The sequence below is a fragment of the Pseudomonas monteilii genome (genome assembly GCA_001534745.1).
Classification (GTDB): domain Bacteria; phylum Pseudomonadota; class Gammaproteobacteria; order Pseudomonadales; family Pseudomonadaceae; genus Aquipseudomonas; species Aquipseudomonas alabamensis.
The window spans coordinates 1503674-1518899 of the sequence record CP013997.1 but is presented as its reverse complement, the minus strand read 5'-3'; the positions used below and the strand labels follow the sequence as shown (position 1 = coordinate 1518899).

At 64.4% G+C, this 15226-nt stretch carries 14 protein-coding genes; 7 read left to right on the top strand and 7 right to left on the bottom strand.

Translation table 11 applies throughout. The annotated features are described in order from the left end of the window. The first annotated feature begins 59 nt into the window (after positions 1–59). Positions 60–1343: a gamma-glutamylputrescine oxidoreductase gene (locus APT63_06745; GenBank protein ID AMA45354.1), complete on the top strand. Its 1284-nt coding sequence runs from the start codon at positions 60–62 to the stop codon at positions 1341–1343. A gap of 19 nt (positions 1344–1362) precedes the next feature. Here the strand turns inward: APT63_06745 and APT63_06740 are convergent, their stop codons facing one another. From APT63_06740 to APT63_06730, 3 genes are all read right to left on the bottom strand, one after another. Further along, positions 1363–2046, bottom strand: coding sequence for a hypothetical protein (locus APT63_06740; GenBank protein ID AMA45353.1), 684 nt, complete (start codon positions 2044–2046; stop codon positions 1363–1365). Between the two features lie 156 nt (positions 2047–2202). Beyond that, the gene (locus APT63_06735; GenBank protein ID AMA45352.1) at positions 2203–2955 is read right to left on the bottom strand and encodes a hypothetical protein; all 753 of its coding nucleotides are present in this window, start codon (positions 2953–2955) and stop codon (positions 2203–2205) included. Between the two features lie 27 nt (positions 2956–2982). Beyond that, positions 2983–3222 (bottom strand): hypothetical protein, encoded by a 240-nt coding sequence (locus APT63_06730; GenBank protein ID AMA45351.1) that lies wholly within the window; start codon positions 3220–3222, stop codon positions 2983–2985. Positions 3223–3354: 132 nt separating this feature from the next. Between APT63_06730 and APT63_06725 the strand changes: the two genes are divergently transcribed. Next, the gene (locus tag APT63_06725) at positions 3355–4251 is read left to right on the top strand and encodes a LysR family transcriptional regulator (protein ID AMA45350.1); all 897 of its coding nucleotides are present in this window, start codon (positions 3355–3357) and stop codon (positions 4249–4251) included. Between the two features lie 83 nt (positions 4252–4334). Next, positions 4335–4997 carry a hypothetical protein gene (locus APT63_06720; GenBank protein AMA45349.1) on the top strand — a complete coding sequence of 221 codons (663 nt, stop codon included), beginning with the start codon at positions 4335–4337 and terminating at the stop codon, positions 4995–4997. A gap of 12 nt (positions 4998–5009) precedes the next feature. Here the strand turns inward: APT63_06720 and APT63_06715 are convergent, their stop codons facing one another. From APT63_06715 to APT63_06705, 3 genes are all read right to left on the bottom strand, one after another. Next, on the bottom strand, positions 5010–5201 hold the full coding sequence (locus APT63_06715) for a hypothetical protein (GenBank protein ID AMA45348.1): 192 nt from the start codon (positions 5199–5201) through the stop codon (positions 5010–5012). Positions 5202–5325: 124 nt separating this feature from the next. Further along, positions 5326–6888: an alkyl hydroperoxide reductase subunit F gene (locus APT63_06710; protein AMA45347.1), complete on the bottom strand. Its 1563-nt coding sequence runs from the start codon at positions 6886–6888 to the stop codon at positions 5326–5328. Positions 6889–7013: 125 nt separating this feature from the next. Then, positions 7014–7577, bottom strand: coding sequence for an alkyl hydroperoxide reductase (locus APT63_06705; GenBank protein AMA45346.1), 564 nt, complete (start codon positions 7575–7577; stop codon positions 7014–7016). A 320-nt stretch (positions 7578–7897) separates the two neighbouring features. Here APT63_06705 and APT63_06700 point away from each other — a divergent pair, with 320 nt between their 5' ends. Both APT63_06700 and APT63_06695 read left to right on the top strand, forming a co-directional pair. Continuing rightward, complete coding sequence (locus APT63_06700; protein AMA45345.1) at positions 7898–9790, top strand: chemotaxis protein; 1893 nt, start codon at positions 7898–7900, stop codon at positions 9788–9790. A 244-nt stretch (positions 9791–10034) separates the two neighbouring features. Further along, positions 10035–10820, top strand: coding sequence for a hypothetical protein (locus tag APT63_06695; GenBank protein AMA45344.1), 786 nt, complete (start codon positions 10035–10037; stop codon positions 10818–10820). Here APT63_06695 and APT63_06690 read toward each other — a convergent pair. Then, complete coding sequence (locus tag APT63_06690) at positions 10802–11353, bottom strand: phosphoglycerate mutase (protein AMA45343.1); 552 nt, start codon at positions 11351–11353, stop codon at positions 10802–10804. The two genes, APT63_06695 and APT63_06690, sit on opposite strands and share 19 nt — an antisense overlap. Positions 11354–11635: 282 nt before the next feature. Between APT63_06690 and APT63_06685 the strand changes: the two genes are divergently transcribed. Beyond that, a complete protein-coding gene (locus APT63_06685; protein ID AMA45342.1) occupies positions 11636–13900 on the top strand; it encodes a histidine kinase in 2265 nt (754 codons plus the stop codon). A 135-nt stretch (positions 13901–14035) separates the two neighbouring features. Beyond that, positions 14036–15121 (top strand): aminotransferase, encoded by a 1086-nt coding sequence (locus tag APT63_06680; GenBank protein ID AMA45341.1) that lies wholly within the window; start codon positions 14036–14038, stop codon positions 15119–15121. The last annotated feature ends 105 nt before the right edge of the window (positions 15122–15226 follow it).

The following is a 15226-nucleotide window of genomic DNA, read 5'->3' as shown; positions in this document are numbered from 1 at the left end:
TATTATTATTGATAGCATCAGCACATCCGTTAAAAATATAAAACACGAGGTGCTGCAGCATGGCCACGACTTCCTACCCCCAGTCCTACTACGCCGCCTCGGCCAATCCAGCACCGGCGCGCCCGGCTCTGCAGGGCGAAGTAGAGACTGACGTGTGCATCATCGGTGCAGGCTACACCGGCCTGTCCAGCGCTCTGTTCCTGCTGGAGAACGGCTTCAAGGTGACCGTGCTCGAGGCCGCTCGCGTCGGTTTCGGCGCATCGGGTCGCAACGGCGGCCAGATCGTTAACAGCTACAGCCGTGACATCGACGTCATCGAGCGCAGCGTCGGCCCTCAACAGGCCAAGCTGCTGGGTGACATGGCGTTCGAAGGCGCGCGCATCATCCGTGATCGTGTGGCGCGCTATGGCATCCAATGCGACCTGAAGGACGGCGGCGTGTTCGCCGCGCTCACGCCCAAGCAGATGGGCCACCTGGAGTCGCAGAAGCGTCTGTGGGAACGCTACGGCCATACGCAACTGGAGCTGCTCGACCAGCGCCGGATTCGCGAGGTCGTCGCCTGCGAGAACTACATCGGCGGCATGCTGGACATGAGCGGGGGTCACCTTCATCCGCTCAACCTGGCCCTGGGCGAGGCGGCCGCGGTCGAGTCGCTCGGCGGCACGATCTACGAACAGAGCCCGGCGGTGCGTATCGACCGGGGTGCCAGCCCTGTCGTGCACACGCCCCAAGGCAAGGTGCGCGCCAAGTTCATCATCGTCGCCGGCAACGCCTACCTGGGCAACCTGGTGCCCGAGCTGGCCGCCAAGTCCATGCCCTGCGGCACGCAGGTGATCACCACCGAGCCCCTGGGCGAGGAACTGGCCCGCAGCCTGCTGCCCCAGGACTACTGCGTCGAGGACTGCAACTACCTGCTCGACTACTACCGCCTGACCCAGGACAAGCGCCTGGTCTTCGGCGGTGGCGTGGTCTACGGTGCGCGCGACCCGGCGAACATCGAAGCGATCATTCGACCGAAGCTGCTCAAGGCCTTCCCCCAGCTCAAGCAGGTGAAGATCGACTACGCCTGGACCGGCAACTTCCTGTTGACGCTGTCGCGCCTGCCCCAGGTCGGTCGCCTGGGCGACAACATCTACTACTCGCAAGGGTGCAGCGGTCACGGCGTGACCTACACGCACCTGGCTGGCAAGGTGCTGGCCGAAGCGTTGCGGGGCCAGGCCGAGCGCTTCGATGCCTTCGCCGGACTGCCGCACTACCCGTTCCCGGGTGGCCAGGCCCTGCGGGTGCCGTTCAGTGCGCTGGGCGCCTGGTACTACAGCCTGCGCGATCGCCTGGGCTTCTGACAGGCGCCGTACCTGCCGGTCAGCGGTCCAGGCTGCTGACCGCCTGGTGCGCAGCCCGCTCCTGACCGGCGCGCGCCAGTTCGTCGGCAGCCTGTAGCCAGCGCTGTCGGTCGACCTGCGCAGCCGGTCGCGCTGGCGGCTGCACCAGCACGGCCCAGCTCCCCTCCTTCGCCCACGCCTGGGTGAACGCATCGAAGTCCATCAACTGTCGACGGTTCATGCCCGAGCGCAGCAGTACATGGCGCTTGTAGGCGTCATAGCCGATCAACAGCGCATACCGTGGCTCGCCCCACCACGCCGTCCCCTCGCGATAGCTGAGCAATACCGGATTGCCTGCCGACACCTGGACCAGCAACGCGTCCAGACTGGGGTCGAGCGGGTAGACGACCAGGCCATGGTCACGGGCCACGGGCGGTATGCGCGTCTGCAGCCGATCCGCCGCCTCAGGCAGACCCAGCGGTGCGTCGAGCATGCCCGGGGTGATCTGCACGCCCTGCTGGGTGAGCAGCGCTGCCAGCGCCATGGCGCCACTGTGATTGGCATACCCGCGATAGAACGGCACGCTGCCGATCTCCACGCGCTGCGCCAACCCCGCGGGCAATGCAGGTGGCTGGCCGGCGCATCCGGTCAACACGGCCGTGGCCGCACACACGGCCAACAGCCGACGGGCAACGGTAGACAATCGAGGGAAGATCAACGACATGGACGCTCGCTTGCAGGTATCAGGGCGAATGAAAGACGAAGCGCACCGATCATAGGCCCAGGCGCGCCGTGCGTACAGACGCGCGGACGACGCCACTCCAGAAACGCCTGAAGCCCCCGCAGGGGCTCCAGAACGTTGCGACCGGTCAGGCGAGGATCACCCCTGCCCGACTTCCTTCCTCATCTTGGCCCGGCGCGCCATGATGTTGAGCACTTCGATCGCGGTGGAGAACGCCATCGCTGCGTACACGTAGCCTTTGGGCACATGGGCACCGAAGCCTTCGGCGATCAGCGTCATGCCGATCATGATCAGGAAGCCCAGGGCCAGCATGACCACGGTCGGGTTGTCGTTGATGAACTTGGCCAGCGGGTCGGCCGCCAGCAGCATCACGATCACGGCACTGATCACGGCGATGATCATGATCGGCAGGTGCTCGGTCATGCCCACGGCGGTGATGATGCTGTCGATGGAGAACACGATGTCGAGGATCAGGATCTGCCCGATCGCCGAGGCGAAACCGATGGTCACGACATGGCCGACCTTGGCTTCTTCCTTGGCACCGTGGGGATCGACGCTTTCATGGATCTCCTTGGTCGCCTTCCATAGCAGGAACAGGCCACCGGCGATCAGGATCATGTCCTTCCAGGAAAACGCATGGCCGAACACCTCGAACACCGGCTCGGTCAGCTGGACGATCCAGGCCACCGTGCTGAGCAGGGCCAGGCGCATGACCAGCGCCATGCTGATACCGATGCGTCGCGCCTTGGAGCGGTACGCCTCAGGCAGCTTGTTGGTCAGAATGGAGATGAAGATCAGGTTGTCGATACCCAGGACGACTTCCATCGCCACCAGGGTGGCGAGCGCGACCCAGGCGGTGGGGCTCGAGGCGAGTTCCAGCAAGTATTCCATGAATCAGTCCTGTGTCAGGTGAAAGGGTCAGATGCCTTGGGTATCACGGGTGTCTTCAGCGGGCTGGCGCGGTGCGTCGGCAGGCCCCAGCGCCTCGTCCAACGCCTGTTGCGCCACGTCGTTGGTCTTGTCGATGACCGACTTGGCCGACTCGGCGGCCTGGTCCAGCGCCTGACGCGTCGACTGTCGAGCCTCATCGCAGCCACTGATGGTCAGCAAGGCGATGGACAGTACCAGCGGCGTACCGATCGATTTGAAGTCAAGCATAAAAGCCTCGTCGATTCCTGTTCGGGCCACGCTCGATGCGTGCGATGAAGCGATTCTAGAGGCGTAAATGTTTCAGTAAAATTCGTATTTAAACGGTTTATACTTCGGTTTTTCCGAACCCACCGATGCCGTATGCTCAACTACCGCCAATTGCATTATTTCTGGGTCGTGGCCCGCACCGGCAGCATCACGCGCGCCAGCGAGCAACTGAACCTCACGCCGCAGACCATTAGCGGCCAGCTCACCCTGCTGGAGCAGACCTACGGCATCGAACTGTTCCAGCGTGTCGGGCGCCAGCTCGAACTGACCGAACAAGGACGTCGGACCCTGGAATATGCCGAACAGATGTTTCAGATTGGCAGCGAGCTGGAGGCCATGTTGCGGGCACGCCCGGACGAGCAGCAGATCCTGTTCCGGGTGGGGGTGGCCGACGTGGTCCCAAAGTCCATCGTCTACCGCCTGCTCGCGCCGACCATGGAGCTGGACAGCCCGCTGCGCATCAGTTGCCGTGAAGACAAGCTCGAACGCCTGCTGGCCGACCTGGCCATCCAGCGCCTGGACCTGGTGATCTCCGACAGCCCGATGCCGAGCCATCTGGACATCAAGGGCTACAGCCAGAAGCTGGGTGAGTGCGGGCTGAGCTTCTTCGCCACCTCGGCCCTCGCCACCCGCCTGACGGCGCCCTTCCCGGCCTGCCTGCAGGATGCGCCCTTGCTGATCCCGGGCCAGGAAACCATGGTCCGCAACCGCCTGTTGCGCTGGCTCAGCGAGCAGCGCGTGCAGCCCCGGATCATCGGTGAATTCGACGACAGTGCCTTGATGCAGGCCTTCGGTCAGTCCGGCAGCGGGCTGTTCATCGCGCCCAGCGTCATCGCCGAGGAAGTCTGCCGCCATGACGATGTGCAGTTGATTGGCCAGACCGAAGCGGTACGCGAGTCGTTCTACGCCATTTCGGTGGAGCGCAAGGTCAAGCACCCTGGCATCCTGGCCATTACCGAGGGCGCGCGGCGCGAGCTGTTCAACTGGTAGCCGCAGGCCTGGCCCTTGTTTCGGCTTGTCTTCAGGCAGGGACACCCCTAGGCTTGGGCACTTCCTCCTCATGAGATCGGGCCATGTCAGCCTCTGAAAATGCCAGCGCTGCACGCTTCAACGCCGTCGAGATCCGCGTCCTTGGGGCCTTGATCGAAAAGCAGGCGAGCAACCCCGAGACCTACCCGCTCACCCTCAACGCCCTGATGCTGGCCTGCAACCAGAAGACCAGCCGCGAACCGGTGATGAACCTCACCGCAGGCCAGGTCGGGCAAGCCCTGCGCGCGCTGGAAAGCCAGGGGCTGACCCGGTTGCAGATGGGCAACCGCGCCGATCGCTGGGAGCAGCGCGTGGACAAGGCGCTGGAGCTGGTACCGGCGCAATTGGCGTTGCTGGGTCTGCTGTTCTTGCGCGGGCCACAGACCCTCAGCGAACTGCTGACCCGCAGCAGTCGCCTGCACGCGTTCGAGGACCTGGCGCAGGTGCAGCATCAGGTCGAGCGCCTGGTGTCACGTGAACTGGCGGTGCACCTGCCCCGTCAGGCCGGCCAGCGGGAGGATCGTTATACCCATGCCCTGGGTGACCCTGCAGAAACCGAGGCGATCCTGACAGCGCGCCAGGCCACGAGCCTGGAACGCAGCACCGGCAGCACCGGCAGCACGGACCCGGCAACGGAGCAACGCTTCGAAGCGTTGGAAGCCCGCATCGCCGCGCTCGAGGCACGTCTGGCCGAATGGGAAAGCTGAGCCTGCCTCGCCCTACGCCGGGTCCGGCTCGGGAAAGTGACGGCAGCTCTTGCGCTCGGCCAGCTCTTGATCGCTGGGCCGCTGGTCGATGAACACGGCGCGCCCATCGGCATAGATTTCCAGGTAACCCCAGTGCAGTTCATGTTCCTGCTGACCGGGTCGCGGCGGTACGAGCCACCAGGGTTCACGGCTGATCAAACGCATGCAGGGCCCCTCCGGCAGGTGTCTACTTGACTATAGACACTGGCTGGAAGGGCCCTGCATGAACGTGTCAGCGGATTTTACCGTCAAGGGCCAGGTCGTCTGACAAGCGACCTGGCGCGGCGGTTCAGGCTGGCGCCGACGTGCGGATCAGGTGGTCGAACGCGGCCAGCGAAGCCTTGGCACCCTCGCCCACGGCGATGACGATCTGCTTGTACGGCACCGTGGTCACGTCACCGGCGGCGAACACCCCAGGCACGCTGGTCTGGCCACGGGCATCGACGATGATCTCGCCACGCGGCGACAACTCCACCGTACCCTTGAGCCAGTCGGTGTTGGGCAGCAGGCCGATCTGCACGAAGATGCCTTCCAGCTCGAGCGCATGCACGGCTTCGGTGGTGCGGTCCTTGTAGCTCAGGCCCGTGACCTTCTCACCATTGCCATGCACCTCGGTGGTCAGCGCGCTGGTGATCACCTTGACGTTCGGCAGGCTGTACAGCTTGCGTTGCAGCACGGCGTCGGCACGCAACTGGCCATCGAACTCGATCAGCGTCACCTGGGCGACGATGCCGGCCAGGTCGATGGCCGCTTCCACGCCGGAGTTGCCGCCGCCGATCACCGCCACGCGCTTGCCCTTGAACAGCGGCCCGTCGCAGTGCGGGCAGTAGGCCACGCCACGTCCACGGTATTCCTGCTCGCCGGGTACGTTCATCTCGCGCCAGCGCGCACCGGTGGCCAGGATCACGGTCTTGGCCTTGAGCGACGCGCCGCTGTTCAGGCGCACTTCGTGCAACCCGCCCTCAGCGGCGGGAATCAAGGCTTCGCCGCGCTGCAGGTTCATGATGTCGACGTCGTACTGCTTGACGTGCTCTTCGAGGGCGACGGCCAGCTTCGGCCCTTCGGTCTCGTGCACCGACACGAAGTTCTCGATCGCCAGGGTATCGAGCACCTGGCCGCCGAAACGCTCGGCCGCAACACCGGTACGGATGCCCTTGCGCGCCGCGTAGATCGCCGCCGAAGCACCGGCCGGGCCACCCCCGACGACCAGGACGTCAAAGGCGTCCTTGGCATTGATCTTCTCGGCCTGGCGGCTGCCGGCACTGGTGTCGATCTTGCCGAGGATTTCTTCCAGGCCCATGCGGCCTTGACCGAACGGCTCGCCGTTGAGGTAGAGGCTCGGTACGGCCATGATCTTGCGCGACTCGACCTCGGCCTGGAACAGCGCACCATCGATCGCCACGTGACGGACGTTGGGGTTGAGCACGGCCATCAGGTTCAGGGCCTGGACCACGTCCGGGCAGTTCTGGCACGACAGCGAGAAGTAGGTTTCGAAGACGAATTCACCTTCCAGCCCGCGGATCTGTTCGATCACGTCGGCGCTGGCCTTGGAGGGATGGCCGCCGACCTGCAGCAGCGCCAGGACCAAGGAGGTGAATTCATGCCCCATGGGGATCCCGGCAAAACGCAGGCCGATATCCGCCCCAGGGCGATTGAGCGAGAACGACGGGCGACGGGCATCGTCACCGTCCACGCTCAGGGTAATGAGGCTCGACAGACCGGCAATTTCCACCAGCAGGTCGTGCAATTCGCGGGACTTCGCGCCGTCATCGAGGGAAGCGACGATCTCGATCGGCTGGGTAACCCGCTCCAGGTAGGTCTTGAGTTGCGATTTAAGCGTGGCGTCCAACATGCGGGCGATTTCCTTCTTTCAAATGCTGTAAATGAAAACGCCCAGGCACAAGCGCCCGGGCGTTTTGCAGGGCGGTGAAGCATTACCGGTGACGGTCGTTCACCGTCCGCAGCAGGCCCATGGCCTTAGATCTTGCCGATCAGGTCGAGCGAGGGTGCCAGGGTGGCCTCGCCTTCCTGCCACTTGGCCGGGCAGACTTCGCCTGGGTGGGCAGCGACGTACTGGGCCGCCTTGACCTTGCGCAGCAGTTCGCTGGCGTCACGGCCGACACCGCCGTCGTTGATTTCGACGATCTTGATCTGGCCTTGCGGGTTGATCACGAAGGTACCGCGATCGGCCAGGCCGGCGTCTTCGATCAGCACGTCGAAGTTGCGGGCGATCTGGTGAGTCGGGTCACCGATCAGCGGGTACTGGATCTTGCCGATGGTGTCCGAGGTGTCGTGCCAAGCCTTGTGGGTGAAGTGGGTGTCGGTCGACACACCGTAGATCTCCACGCCCAGCTTCTGGAATTCAGCGTAGTTGTCGGCCAGGTCACCGAGTTCGGTCGGGCAGACGAAGGTGAAGTCGGCCGGGTAGAAGAACACCACGGACCACTTGCCCTGAAGATCGGCTTCGCTCAGTTGAACGAAATCGCCATTGTGGTAGGCGGTAGCGTTGAACGGTTTTACCTGGCTGTTGATGAGTGGCATCAGAAAGCGCTCCTTCATGGGTTTGAATACGTTGACGGGGAGTATCCTAGCCAATCGACCAGCCGATGGCTCATTGGCAAAGCTGATGCTACCGATTGGTTTTGGCTATGACACACCTTATAAAGAGCGGCGAAAAGCTATGGATGGCCTGGCCAGGGTCTCGTCGGCGACCCTGGGCCGCAGGGTTCCCTGACGCCGCACGAAATAGTTGACCAAGGCATTCAACCTTGGCGGTTCTCTGCCGATATGCGGGAAACGGGTCGTTCTCGCCACGGTGTCGAGTCACGCCCCCTTTCTCAACGGGTGCAAGGTCAACGCGCATGAACCTGAAATTCCGCCACAAGATTCTCCTGAGTGCCAGCGGCATCGTCATCCTGGCGTTCGCGCTCTTCACGCTCTACAACGACTACTTGCAGCGCCATACCATCGCCCAGAACCTCGACTCCTCCATGCGCCAGTCCGGCGCCCTGGCGGCCAGCAGCGTGCAGAACTGGATGAGCGGCCGGATCCTGATCATGGAGAACCTGGCCGAGGACGTGACCGAGCAAGCGGCAGCGGGCAACAACAACGTGGCCAGCCTGGTCGACCAGCCGTCCTACCTGCGCAACTTCCAGTTCACCTACCTGGGACAGAACAACGGCGTGTTCACCCAGCGTCCGGACGTGCAGATGCCGGCCGACTACGACCCGCGCAAGCGTCCGTGGTACGGCGAGGCCGCGACCGCCGGCAAGACCGTGCTGACCGCACCTTACCAGGCGTCCGTCGGTGGCCTGGTGGTGACCATCACCGTCCCGGTCAAGCCCAAGGGCGGTGGCCCCCTGCTGGGCGTGGTCGGCGGCGACCTGTCGCTCGACAGCCTGGTGCAGATCATCGAGAAGGTCGACTTCGGCGGTATCGGCCACGCCTACCTGGTGGACAAGGACGGGCAAGTCATCGTCAGCCAGAACAAGGATCACCTGACCAAGTTCCTCAAGGACCTCTACCCCAACAGCGGCCTGCGGGTCGAGCCTGGCATGCAGGACGTGATGCTCGACGGGCATGAGCGGATCGTCTCGTTCGCCCCGATCGAAGGCCTGCCGTCGGCCCAGTGGTACGTCGGCCTGGTGGTGGATAAGGATCAGGCCTACGCGGCACTCGGCCAGTTCCGCGTCTCGGCGATCATCGCCATGATCGTCGCCGTGGTCGCCATCGCCGGCCTGCTGGGCCTGCTGATTCCGGTCCTGATGCGCCCCCTGACCACCATGGGCCGCGCCATGCACGACATCGCCGAGGGCGAAGGCGACCTGACTCGCCGTCTGGCCGTGCAGAACAAGGACGAGTTCGGCGAACTGGCCGGCTCGTTCAACCGCTTCGTCGAACGCATCCATGCCTCGATCACCGAAGTCTCGTCGGCCACACGCCTGGTGCATGACCTGTCGGAGAAGGTCATGAGCGCCTCCAACGCCTCGATCATCGGTTCGGAGGAGCAAAGCCTGCGCACCAACAGCGTGGCGGCGGCGATCAACCAGCTGGGCGCTGCCACCCAGGAGATCGCGCGCAATGCCGCCGACGCCTCGCAGCATGCCAGTGGTGCCAGCGAGCAGGCCCACGATGGTCGCCGTGTGGTCGAGGAAAGCATCCAGGCGATGACCGCGTTGTCGCAGAAGATCAGTGAATCGTGCGAGCAGATCGAAGTGCTCAACGCCAGCACCGACGACATCGGCAAGATCCTCGACGTGATCAAGGGCATTTCCCAGCAGACCAACCTGCTGGCGCTCAACGCCGCCATCGAAGCCGCCCGCGCCGGGGAAGCCGGCCGTGGCTTCGCGGTGGTCGCCGACGAGGTGCGTAACCTGGCCCACCGGACCCAGGAATCGGCCGAAGAGATCCACCGCATGATCACCACGCTGCAGGTCGGCTCGCGCGAAGCGGTGCACACCATGAACGCCAGCCAGGTCTCGAGCGAGCAGAGCGTGCAGGTGGCCAACCAGGCCGGCGAGCGCCTGAACAGCGTGACCCGGCAGATCGGCGAGATCGACGGCATGAACCAGTCCGTGGCCACGGCCACCGAGGAACAGACCGCCGTGGTGGAAAGCCTCAACCTGGACATCACCCAGATCAACACCCTCAACCAGCAGGGCGTGGAAAACCTCAACCAGACCCTGCGTCACTGCGATGCGCTGGGCCAGCAGGCCGGCCGTCTCAAGCAGCTGGTCGGGAGTTTCCGGATCTAAGCTGCGAGCTGCAAGCTGCAAGCCAAGAGCGATACCGTATCGCTGGGCTTGCAGCACCTCGCGGCGAGAGTCCCTTCGCTATGCCAAAGCGGCATCAATCCGCTTGTAGCTTGTAGCTTCCAGCTTGCAACGCCCTTCCCCATGACCGGTTATAACCTAATAACCAACAAGTCTATTTCGCTATAAAAAATTCTATATGCTGGCTCCATCCGATCACGGGCACAGTTGGGCAGTCGAGAGCGTTATGGATGTAGGTTCGTTCGGTTTCACCATTGCAGGGCTTGTCGTAGGGTTCATCGTGGGCATGACGGGGGTAGGCGGCGGTTCGCTGATGACGCCGATCCTGCTCTGGTTCGGCATCAACCCGGCCACGGCCGTGGGCACCGACCTGCTCTACGCGGCCATCACCAAGGCCAGCGGCGTCTGGGTCCATAGCCGCAACAAGAACATCGACTGGAAGATCACCGGGCTGCTGAGCCTGGGCAGCGTGCCGGCCGCGGCGTTGACTCTGTGGTTCCTGGGCACCCTGCATGCCGACACCTCGGCGCTCAATGCCATCATCAAGCAGGGCCTGGCCGTGGTGCTGATCATCACTGCACTGGCCATCCTGTTCCGTTCCAGGCTGCAGGCCTTCGCCAGCCGTCATGCCGGTGATCACTATCACCTCAGCGACCGTACGCTGAACGGGCTGACCGTGGTCACGGGCGTGGTGCTAGGCGTGATGGTCACGCTGACGTCGATCGGCGCCGGAGCGCTGGGTACGGTGGCCCTGTTCCTGCTCTATCCGTTTTTGGTCACGCGACGCCTGGTGGGTACCGAAATCGCCCACGCCGTGCCGCTGACCCTGGTGGCGGGCCTGGGCCATGCCAGCATGGGCAACATGGACTGGTCGCTGCTGGGCTACCTGCTGCTGGGCTCGCTGCCCGGCATCTACCTGGGCAGCCACCTGGCCGGCCGCATCTCCGATCGCATCCTGCGCCCTTGCCTGGCGACCATGCTGCTGCTGATCGGCTACAAGCTGGCGTTCTGACTCAGGCGCAGGCGCCATTGCCCGGTGTAGACCAGTTGAAGGCTGGCGCAGGGCAGCACGTCCAGGCGGTGCAGGCCGTCAGGAGAACCGCCCAGGACCTGCATCATGGCCGCGCGAATGACGAAGGGGTGGGTCACCGCCACCCAGTGGCCAGGCGCTGCGCTGCGGATCGACAACCAGTGCGCCACCCGTACGCACAGGTCGAGCATGGACTCCCCACCGTGGATCGCGCTCCGTGGATCATCCAGCCATTGGGCCAGGGCGTGCGGCTCATCGCGCTGCACCTGCTTCAATGCCATTCCTTGCCAACGGCCCAGATCAACGTCCCCCAGCAGCGGGTCGATCTGGACGCTGTCGCTCAGCCAGGCGGCCGTCTGCCGAGTACGGCGCTCCGGTGCGCACAGGACGGGGTGTGAGGTTCGGCGCAAGCCTTCCTGGTCGGGCAGCACGTCGTCAGTCTCATGGCCGAAATGGCCGGTTCGTTGTGCGTTCGTCCAGGCATGGCATAACAAGGTCAGGTGCACGGTCTGCAAGGTGGGCTCGGCATCGGCAGGGGGGAGAACAGTGTGCCACGGGCCAGGACGACAGGTGATACGCCGTCAGAAAAAGCATCTGACTACAGACAACATTGCTGTAGGATGCTTGGGTCAGTCAGGACGACCTTCGACGCTTGTGTCCTTTCACGCGAGACCGTTCATGCCCGTACCCCTGCCACTGCCTGACACCCTTGAGAGAAGGCGCTCATCCGCACTCCGCCTTCGACCATTACCCCCTACTCTTCCCACGGCCCTGAACAAGGCCGAAAGAACAGCACGGTGAGCCTTCTGGACAACCTTTCCTTCGAACAAGCGCTGGCCAACTGCGCCAACGAACCTATCCAGTATCCGGGTGCCATCCAGCCCCATGGCGTGTTGATGACGCTTCGCGAGCCGATGCTGGAGATCGTGCAGATCAGCGCGAATGTCGAACCCCTGCTGGGCGTTTCCGTGGACCAGGCCCTGGGCCAGCCATTGGCCAACGTACTGGGCACCTCGCTGGCCGAAGAGGTTCGCGAGCTGGTCGCGCAGAACCTGGCCGAGCACCTGCAACCCCTGCGTATGGACCTGAACGGCATGCGCTTCGAAGGCTTCGCCCATCGCCACGATGGGCTGTTGATCTTCGAGCTGGAGGTGCTGGCATCGGGCAAGCGCGATGCGCACAGCCACTTCAACCGCATGCTGCAGCGTTTGCAGGCAGCCGACAGCCTGGACGCGCTGTACGAGCTGGCCGTGCACGAAGTGCAGGCGCTGACCGGCTACGACCGTGTGCTGATCTACCGGTTCGAAGAGGAAGGCCATGGGCAGGTGCTGGCCGAGGCGTCTTCACCGGGCATGGAGCTGTTCAAGGGCCTGTTCTTTCCGTCCTCGGACATTCCGGCCCAGGCCCGCCAGCTCTACCTGAGCAACTGGCTGCGCATCATTCCGAATGCCAACTACACGCCGGTGCCCATTCTTCCGGCCCGGCGACCCGACACCGACGCTCCTCTGGACCTGAGTTTCGCCACTCTGCGTAGCGTGTCGCCCATCCACTGCCAGTACATGCGCAACATGGGCGTGCTGTCGTCGATGAGCATCTCGCTGATCTGCGAAGGTCGCCTGTGGGGCTTGATCACCTGTGGCAACCGCACCCCCTTGCATGTGCCCAGCGACTTGCGTGGCGCCTGCAAGACCATCGGCCAGGTCCTGTCGCTGCAGATCAGTGCCATGCAGGCGCTGCAGCTGTCCGCCGAGCGCGAGTCCAAGCTCGACAACCTGGCCGGGCTGACCCAGGCCATGCGCAGCAGCACCGGCACGGTGTTCGAAGGGCTGGTCGAGCATGCCGAAGACTTGATGGCGCTGGTCGATGCTGGCGGCGTGGCGATCATCGAGGATCAGCAGCTGCACCTGGCCGGGCGCTGCCCGGAGCCGGCCCTGGTCCGCGAGCTGCATCAGTGGATCGAGCGGCAGGCGATGCCTGTATTCGACACCGATGAACTGGGTCGGCACTTCGCACCAGCCAGCGCGTGCCGCCTCCAGGCCAGCGGCGTGCTGGCCCTGACCCTGCCCAAACCGGTGACCAATGGCATTCTCTGGTTCCGTCCGGAGGTCAAGGAAACCCTCTCCTGGAGCGGCGACCCCAGCAAGCCGATGCACCTGGATCCGTCCCACGGCACGCCGCGCCTGCGCCCTCGCACCTCGTTCGAGCTGTGGAAGGTCGAGATGCAAGGCATTTCGCGCAAGTGGTCTCACGGCGATCGATTCGCCGCCAACGAACTGCGTCGCTGGGCCCTGGAGATCGACCTGTCGCACCAGGTGCTGCGCGAGCAGGCGGCAGTGCGCGCCCGCGATGACCTGGTAGCCGTGGTCTCGCACGACCTGCGCAACCCCATGACGGTGATCGGCATGTTGTGCGGCATGATGCAAAAGGCGTTCAGCGGCGACGGCTCCAATGCCTCGCGCCGCATCACCTCGGCGATCGGCACCATGCAGCAGGCCACCAGCCGCATGAACGCCCTGCTCGACGACTTGCTGGACACCTCGAAGATCGAGGCCGGGCGCTACGTGATCACGCCGACCGCGCTGGACGTCACGCAGATCCTGGAAGAAGCGCAGACGCTGCTGTCGCCTCTGGCGGTGCTCAAGTCGGTCCTGGTGACCTTCGAGGCCGAACCGGGGCTGTGGGTCGATGCCGACCCTGAGCGCTTGTTCCAGGTACTGTCGAACCTGGTGGGCAACGCGATCAAGTTCACCGATGCCGAGGGCATGGTGCAGGTCAATGCAATGGCCAGCGACGACGCTGTCGTATTCACCGTGCGCGACACCGGGCGTGGCATACCCGTCGATCAGCTGCCGTACGTCTTCGATCGCTACTGGACGGGCCGCGAAGGCAACCCGAACGGTACGGGGCTGGGGCTCTACATCACCCAAGGCATCATCAAGGCCCATGGCGGCAGCATCGAGGCCAGCAGCGAGCCAGGCCTGGGCAGTACGTTCCGCTTCACCTTGCCACGCGTGCAGCCCGACAGGCCGCCCTTGCCGGTTATCAGCCCCGACGGAACCTGATCCAAACGCGCCGCGACCAGCGCACGACCGGCACGATCCAGGACGATGCCACTGCAATGGCACCTGGATCGCGCTTAAATCGACGCCACGCTGTCTCGTTCTCTGGGTAAGCCCATGAACACAAGGACGCGCCCCATGGTCATGCTGTCTCGCCGCTCGCTGATGGGGCTTGGCCTGGCGCTGCCGGCCCTGCCACGCCTGGCCTGGTCAGCGGCGCCGGCCGAGGGACCTCGCCCCGGCCCCACCCTGCTCGATTACAACGAAAGCCCCTGGGGGCCGAGTGTGGCGGCGCGGCGCGCCATGCGAGACAGCATCGCCCTGGCCGGGCGCTATCCCTATGGCGCCCAGTATCGATTGATCGACACGTATGCCGCGCAGCACGGCCTCGACGCCAGCCAGGTGCAGCTGTTTGGTGGCTCCCGATTGGCGCTGCAGCATGCCGTGATGGCGTTCACCGGCCCGCGCAGCCTGGTGATGGCCGATCCTTCCTACGAAGAGCCTGCTCAGGCCGCCGAACGCCACGGCGCCCCGGTGCACACCGTCGCCCTCAATGAACGGCACGCCCATGACGTCGACGCCATGCTGGCTGCAGACACCCAGGCCGGGCTGATCTATGTCTGCAACCCCAACAACCCGACCGGTACGTTGACGCCCCGCACTGCGATCGAACGCCTGCTGCGTGACAAGCCTGAAGGGTGCGTGGTGGTGGTCGACGAGGCGTACATCCATTTCAGCGAGGCTGCCAGCTGCCTTGACCTGATCGCCGACCATCCGGAGCTGCTGGTCCTGCAGACCTTTTCCAAGCTGTATGGCCTGGCCGGTGCACGGCTGGGGCTGGCCATCGGGCAGGCGCCTTTGCTGGAACGGCTGGAAGTCCATGACGGTTACAACGTGGCCAACGTCTCGGCCCTGCTGGCAGGGCAAGCCTCCCTGGACGATCCGACGCTGATCCCCTCGCGCAAGGCGCACAACACGCGCCTGCGCGAAGCGACCATCGCCTGGCTCGGCGAGCGAGGCTGGCGCTGCACGGCTTCGCATGCCAACTGCTTCATGATCGACCTGCGCCAGCCGGCACAACCGATGGTCGAGCGCCTGGCAGCGGCGGGTGTCAGGGTGGGGCGTGTCTGGCCCAGCTGGCCGAACTGGATGCGTGTCAGCGTCGGCGACGACACTGACATGCAGCGTTTCAGGGAGGCTTTTGCACGGGTCGTTCCTTCCTAGGACAACCCTCCTCGTGCTGCTGAAGGACATGGTTTACAGCCTTCGTGGGCCCTGCGGGCCCAATCGCGGCACTGGGACTCACACACAGGTGACCGCGATAGCCTG

Bases quoted from the DNA above. Each gene is read 5' to 3' on its own strand.
- APT63_06745 (AMA45354.1), top strand. From the start codon at position 60: ATGGCCACGACTTCCTACCCCCAGTCCTACTACGCCGCCTCGGCCAAT.
- APT63_06740 (AMA45353.1), bottom strand. From the start codon at position 2,046: ATGTCGTTGATCTTCCCTCGATTGTCTACCGTTGCCCGTCGGCTGTTG.
- APT63_06710 (AMA45347.1), bottom strand. From the start codon at position 6,888: ATGTTGGACGCCACGCTTAAATCGCAACTCAAGACCTACCTGGAGCGG.
- APT63_06720 (AMA45349.1), top strand. From the start codon at position 4,335: ATGTCAGCCTCTGAAAATGCCAGCGCTGCACGCTTCAACGCCGTCGAG.
- APT63_06735 (AMA45352.1), bottom strand. From the start codon at position 2,955: ATGGAATACTTGCTGGAACTCGCCTCGAGCCCCACCGCCTGGGTCGCG.
- APT63_06680 (AMA45341.1), top strand. From the start codon at position 14,036: ATGGTCATGCTGTCTCGCCGCTCGCTGATGGGGCTTGGCCTGGCGCTG.
- APT63_06725 (AMA45350.1), top strand. From the start codon at position 3,355: ATGCTCAACTACCGCCAATTGCATTATTTCTGGGTCGTGGCCCGCACC.
- APT63_06705 (AMA45346.1), bottom strand. From the start codon at position 7,577: ATGCCACTCATCAACAGCCAGGTAAAACCGTTCAACGCTACCGCCTAC.
- APT63_06700 (AMA45345.1), top strand. From the start codon at position 7,898: ATGAACCTGAAATTCCGCCACAAGATTCTCCTGAGTGCCAGCGGCATC.
- APT63_06715 (AMA45348.1), bottom strand. From the start codon at position 5,201: ATGCGTTTGATCAGCCGTGAACCCTGGTGGCTCGTACCGCCGCGACCC.
- APT63_06730 (AMA45351.1), bottom strand. From the start codon at position 3,222: ATGCTTGACTTCAAATCGATCGGTACGCCGCTGGTACTGTCCATCGCC.
- APT63_06695 (AMA45344.1), top strand. From the start codon at position 10,035: ATGGATGTAGGTTCGTTCGGTTTCACCATTGCAGGGCTTGTCGTAGGG.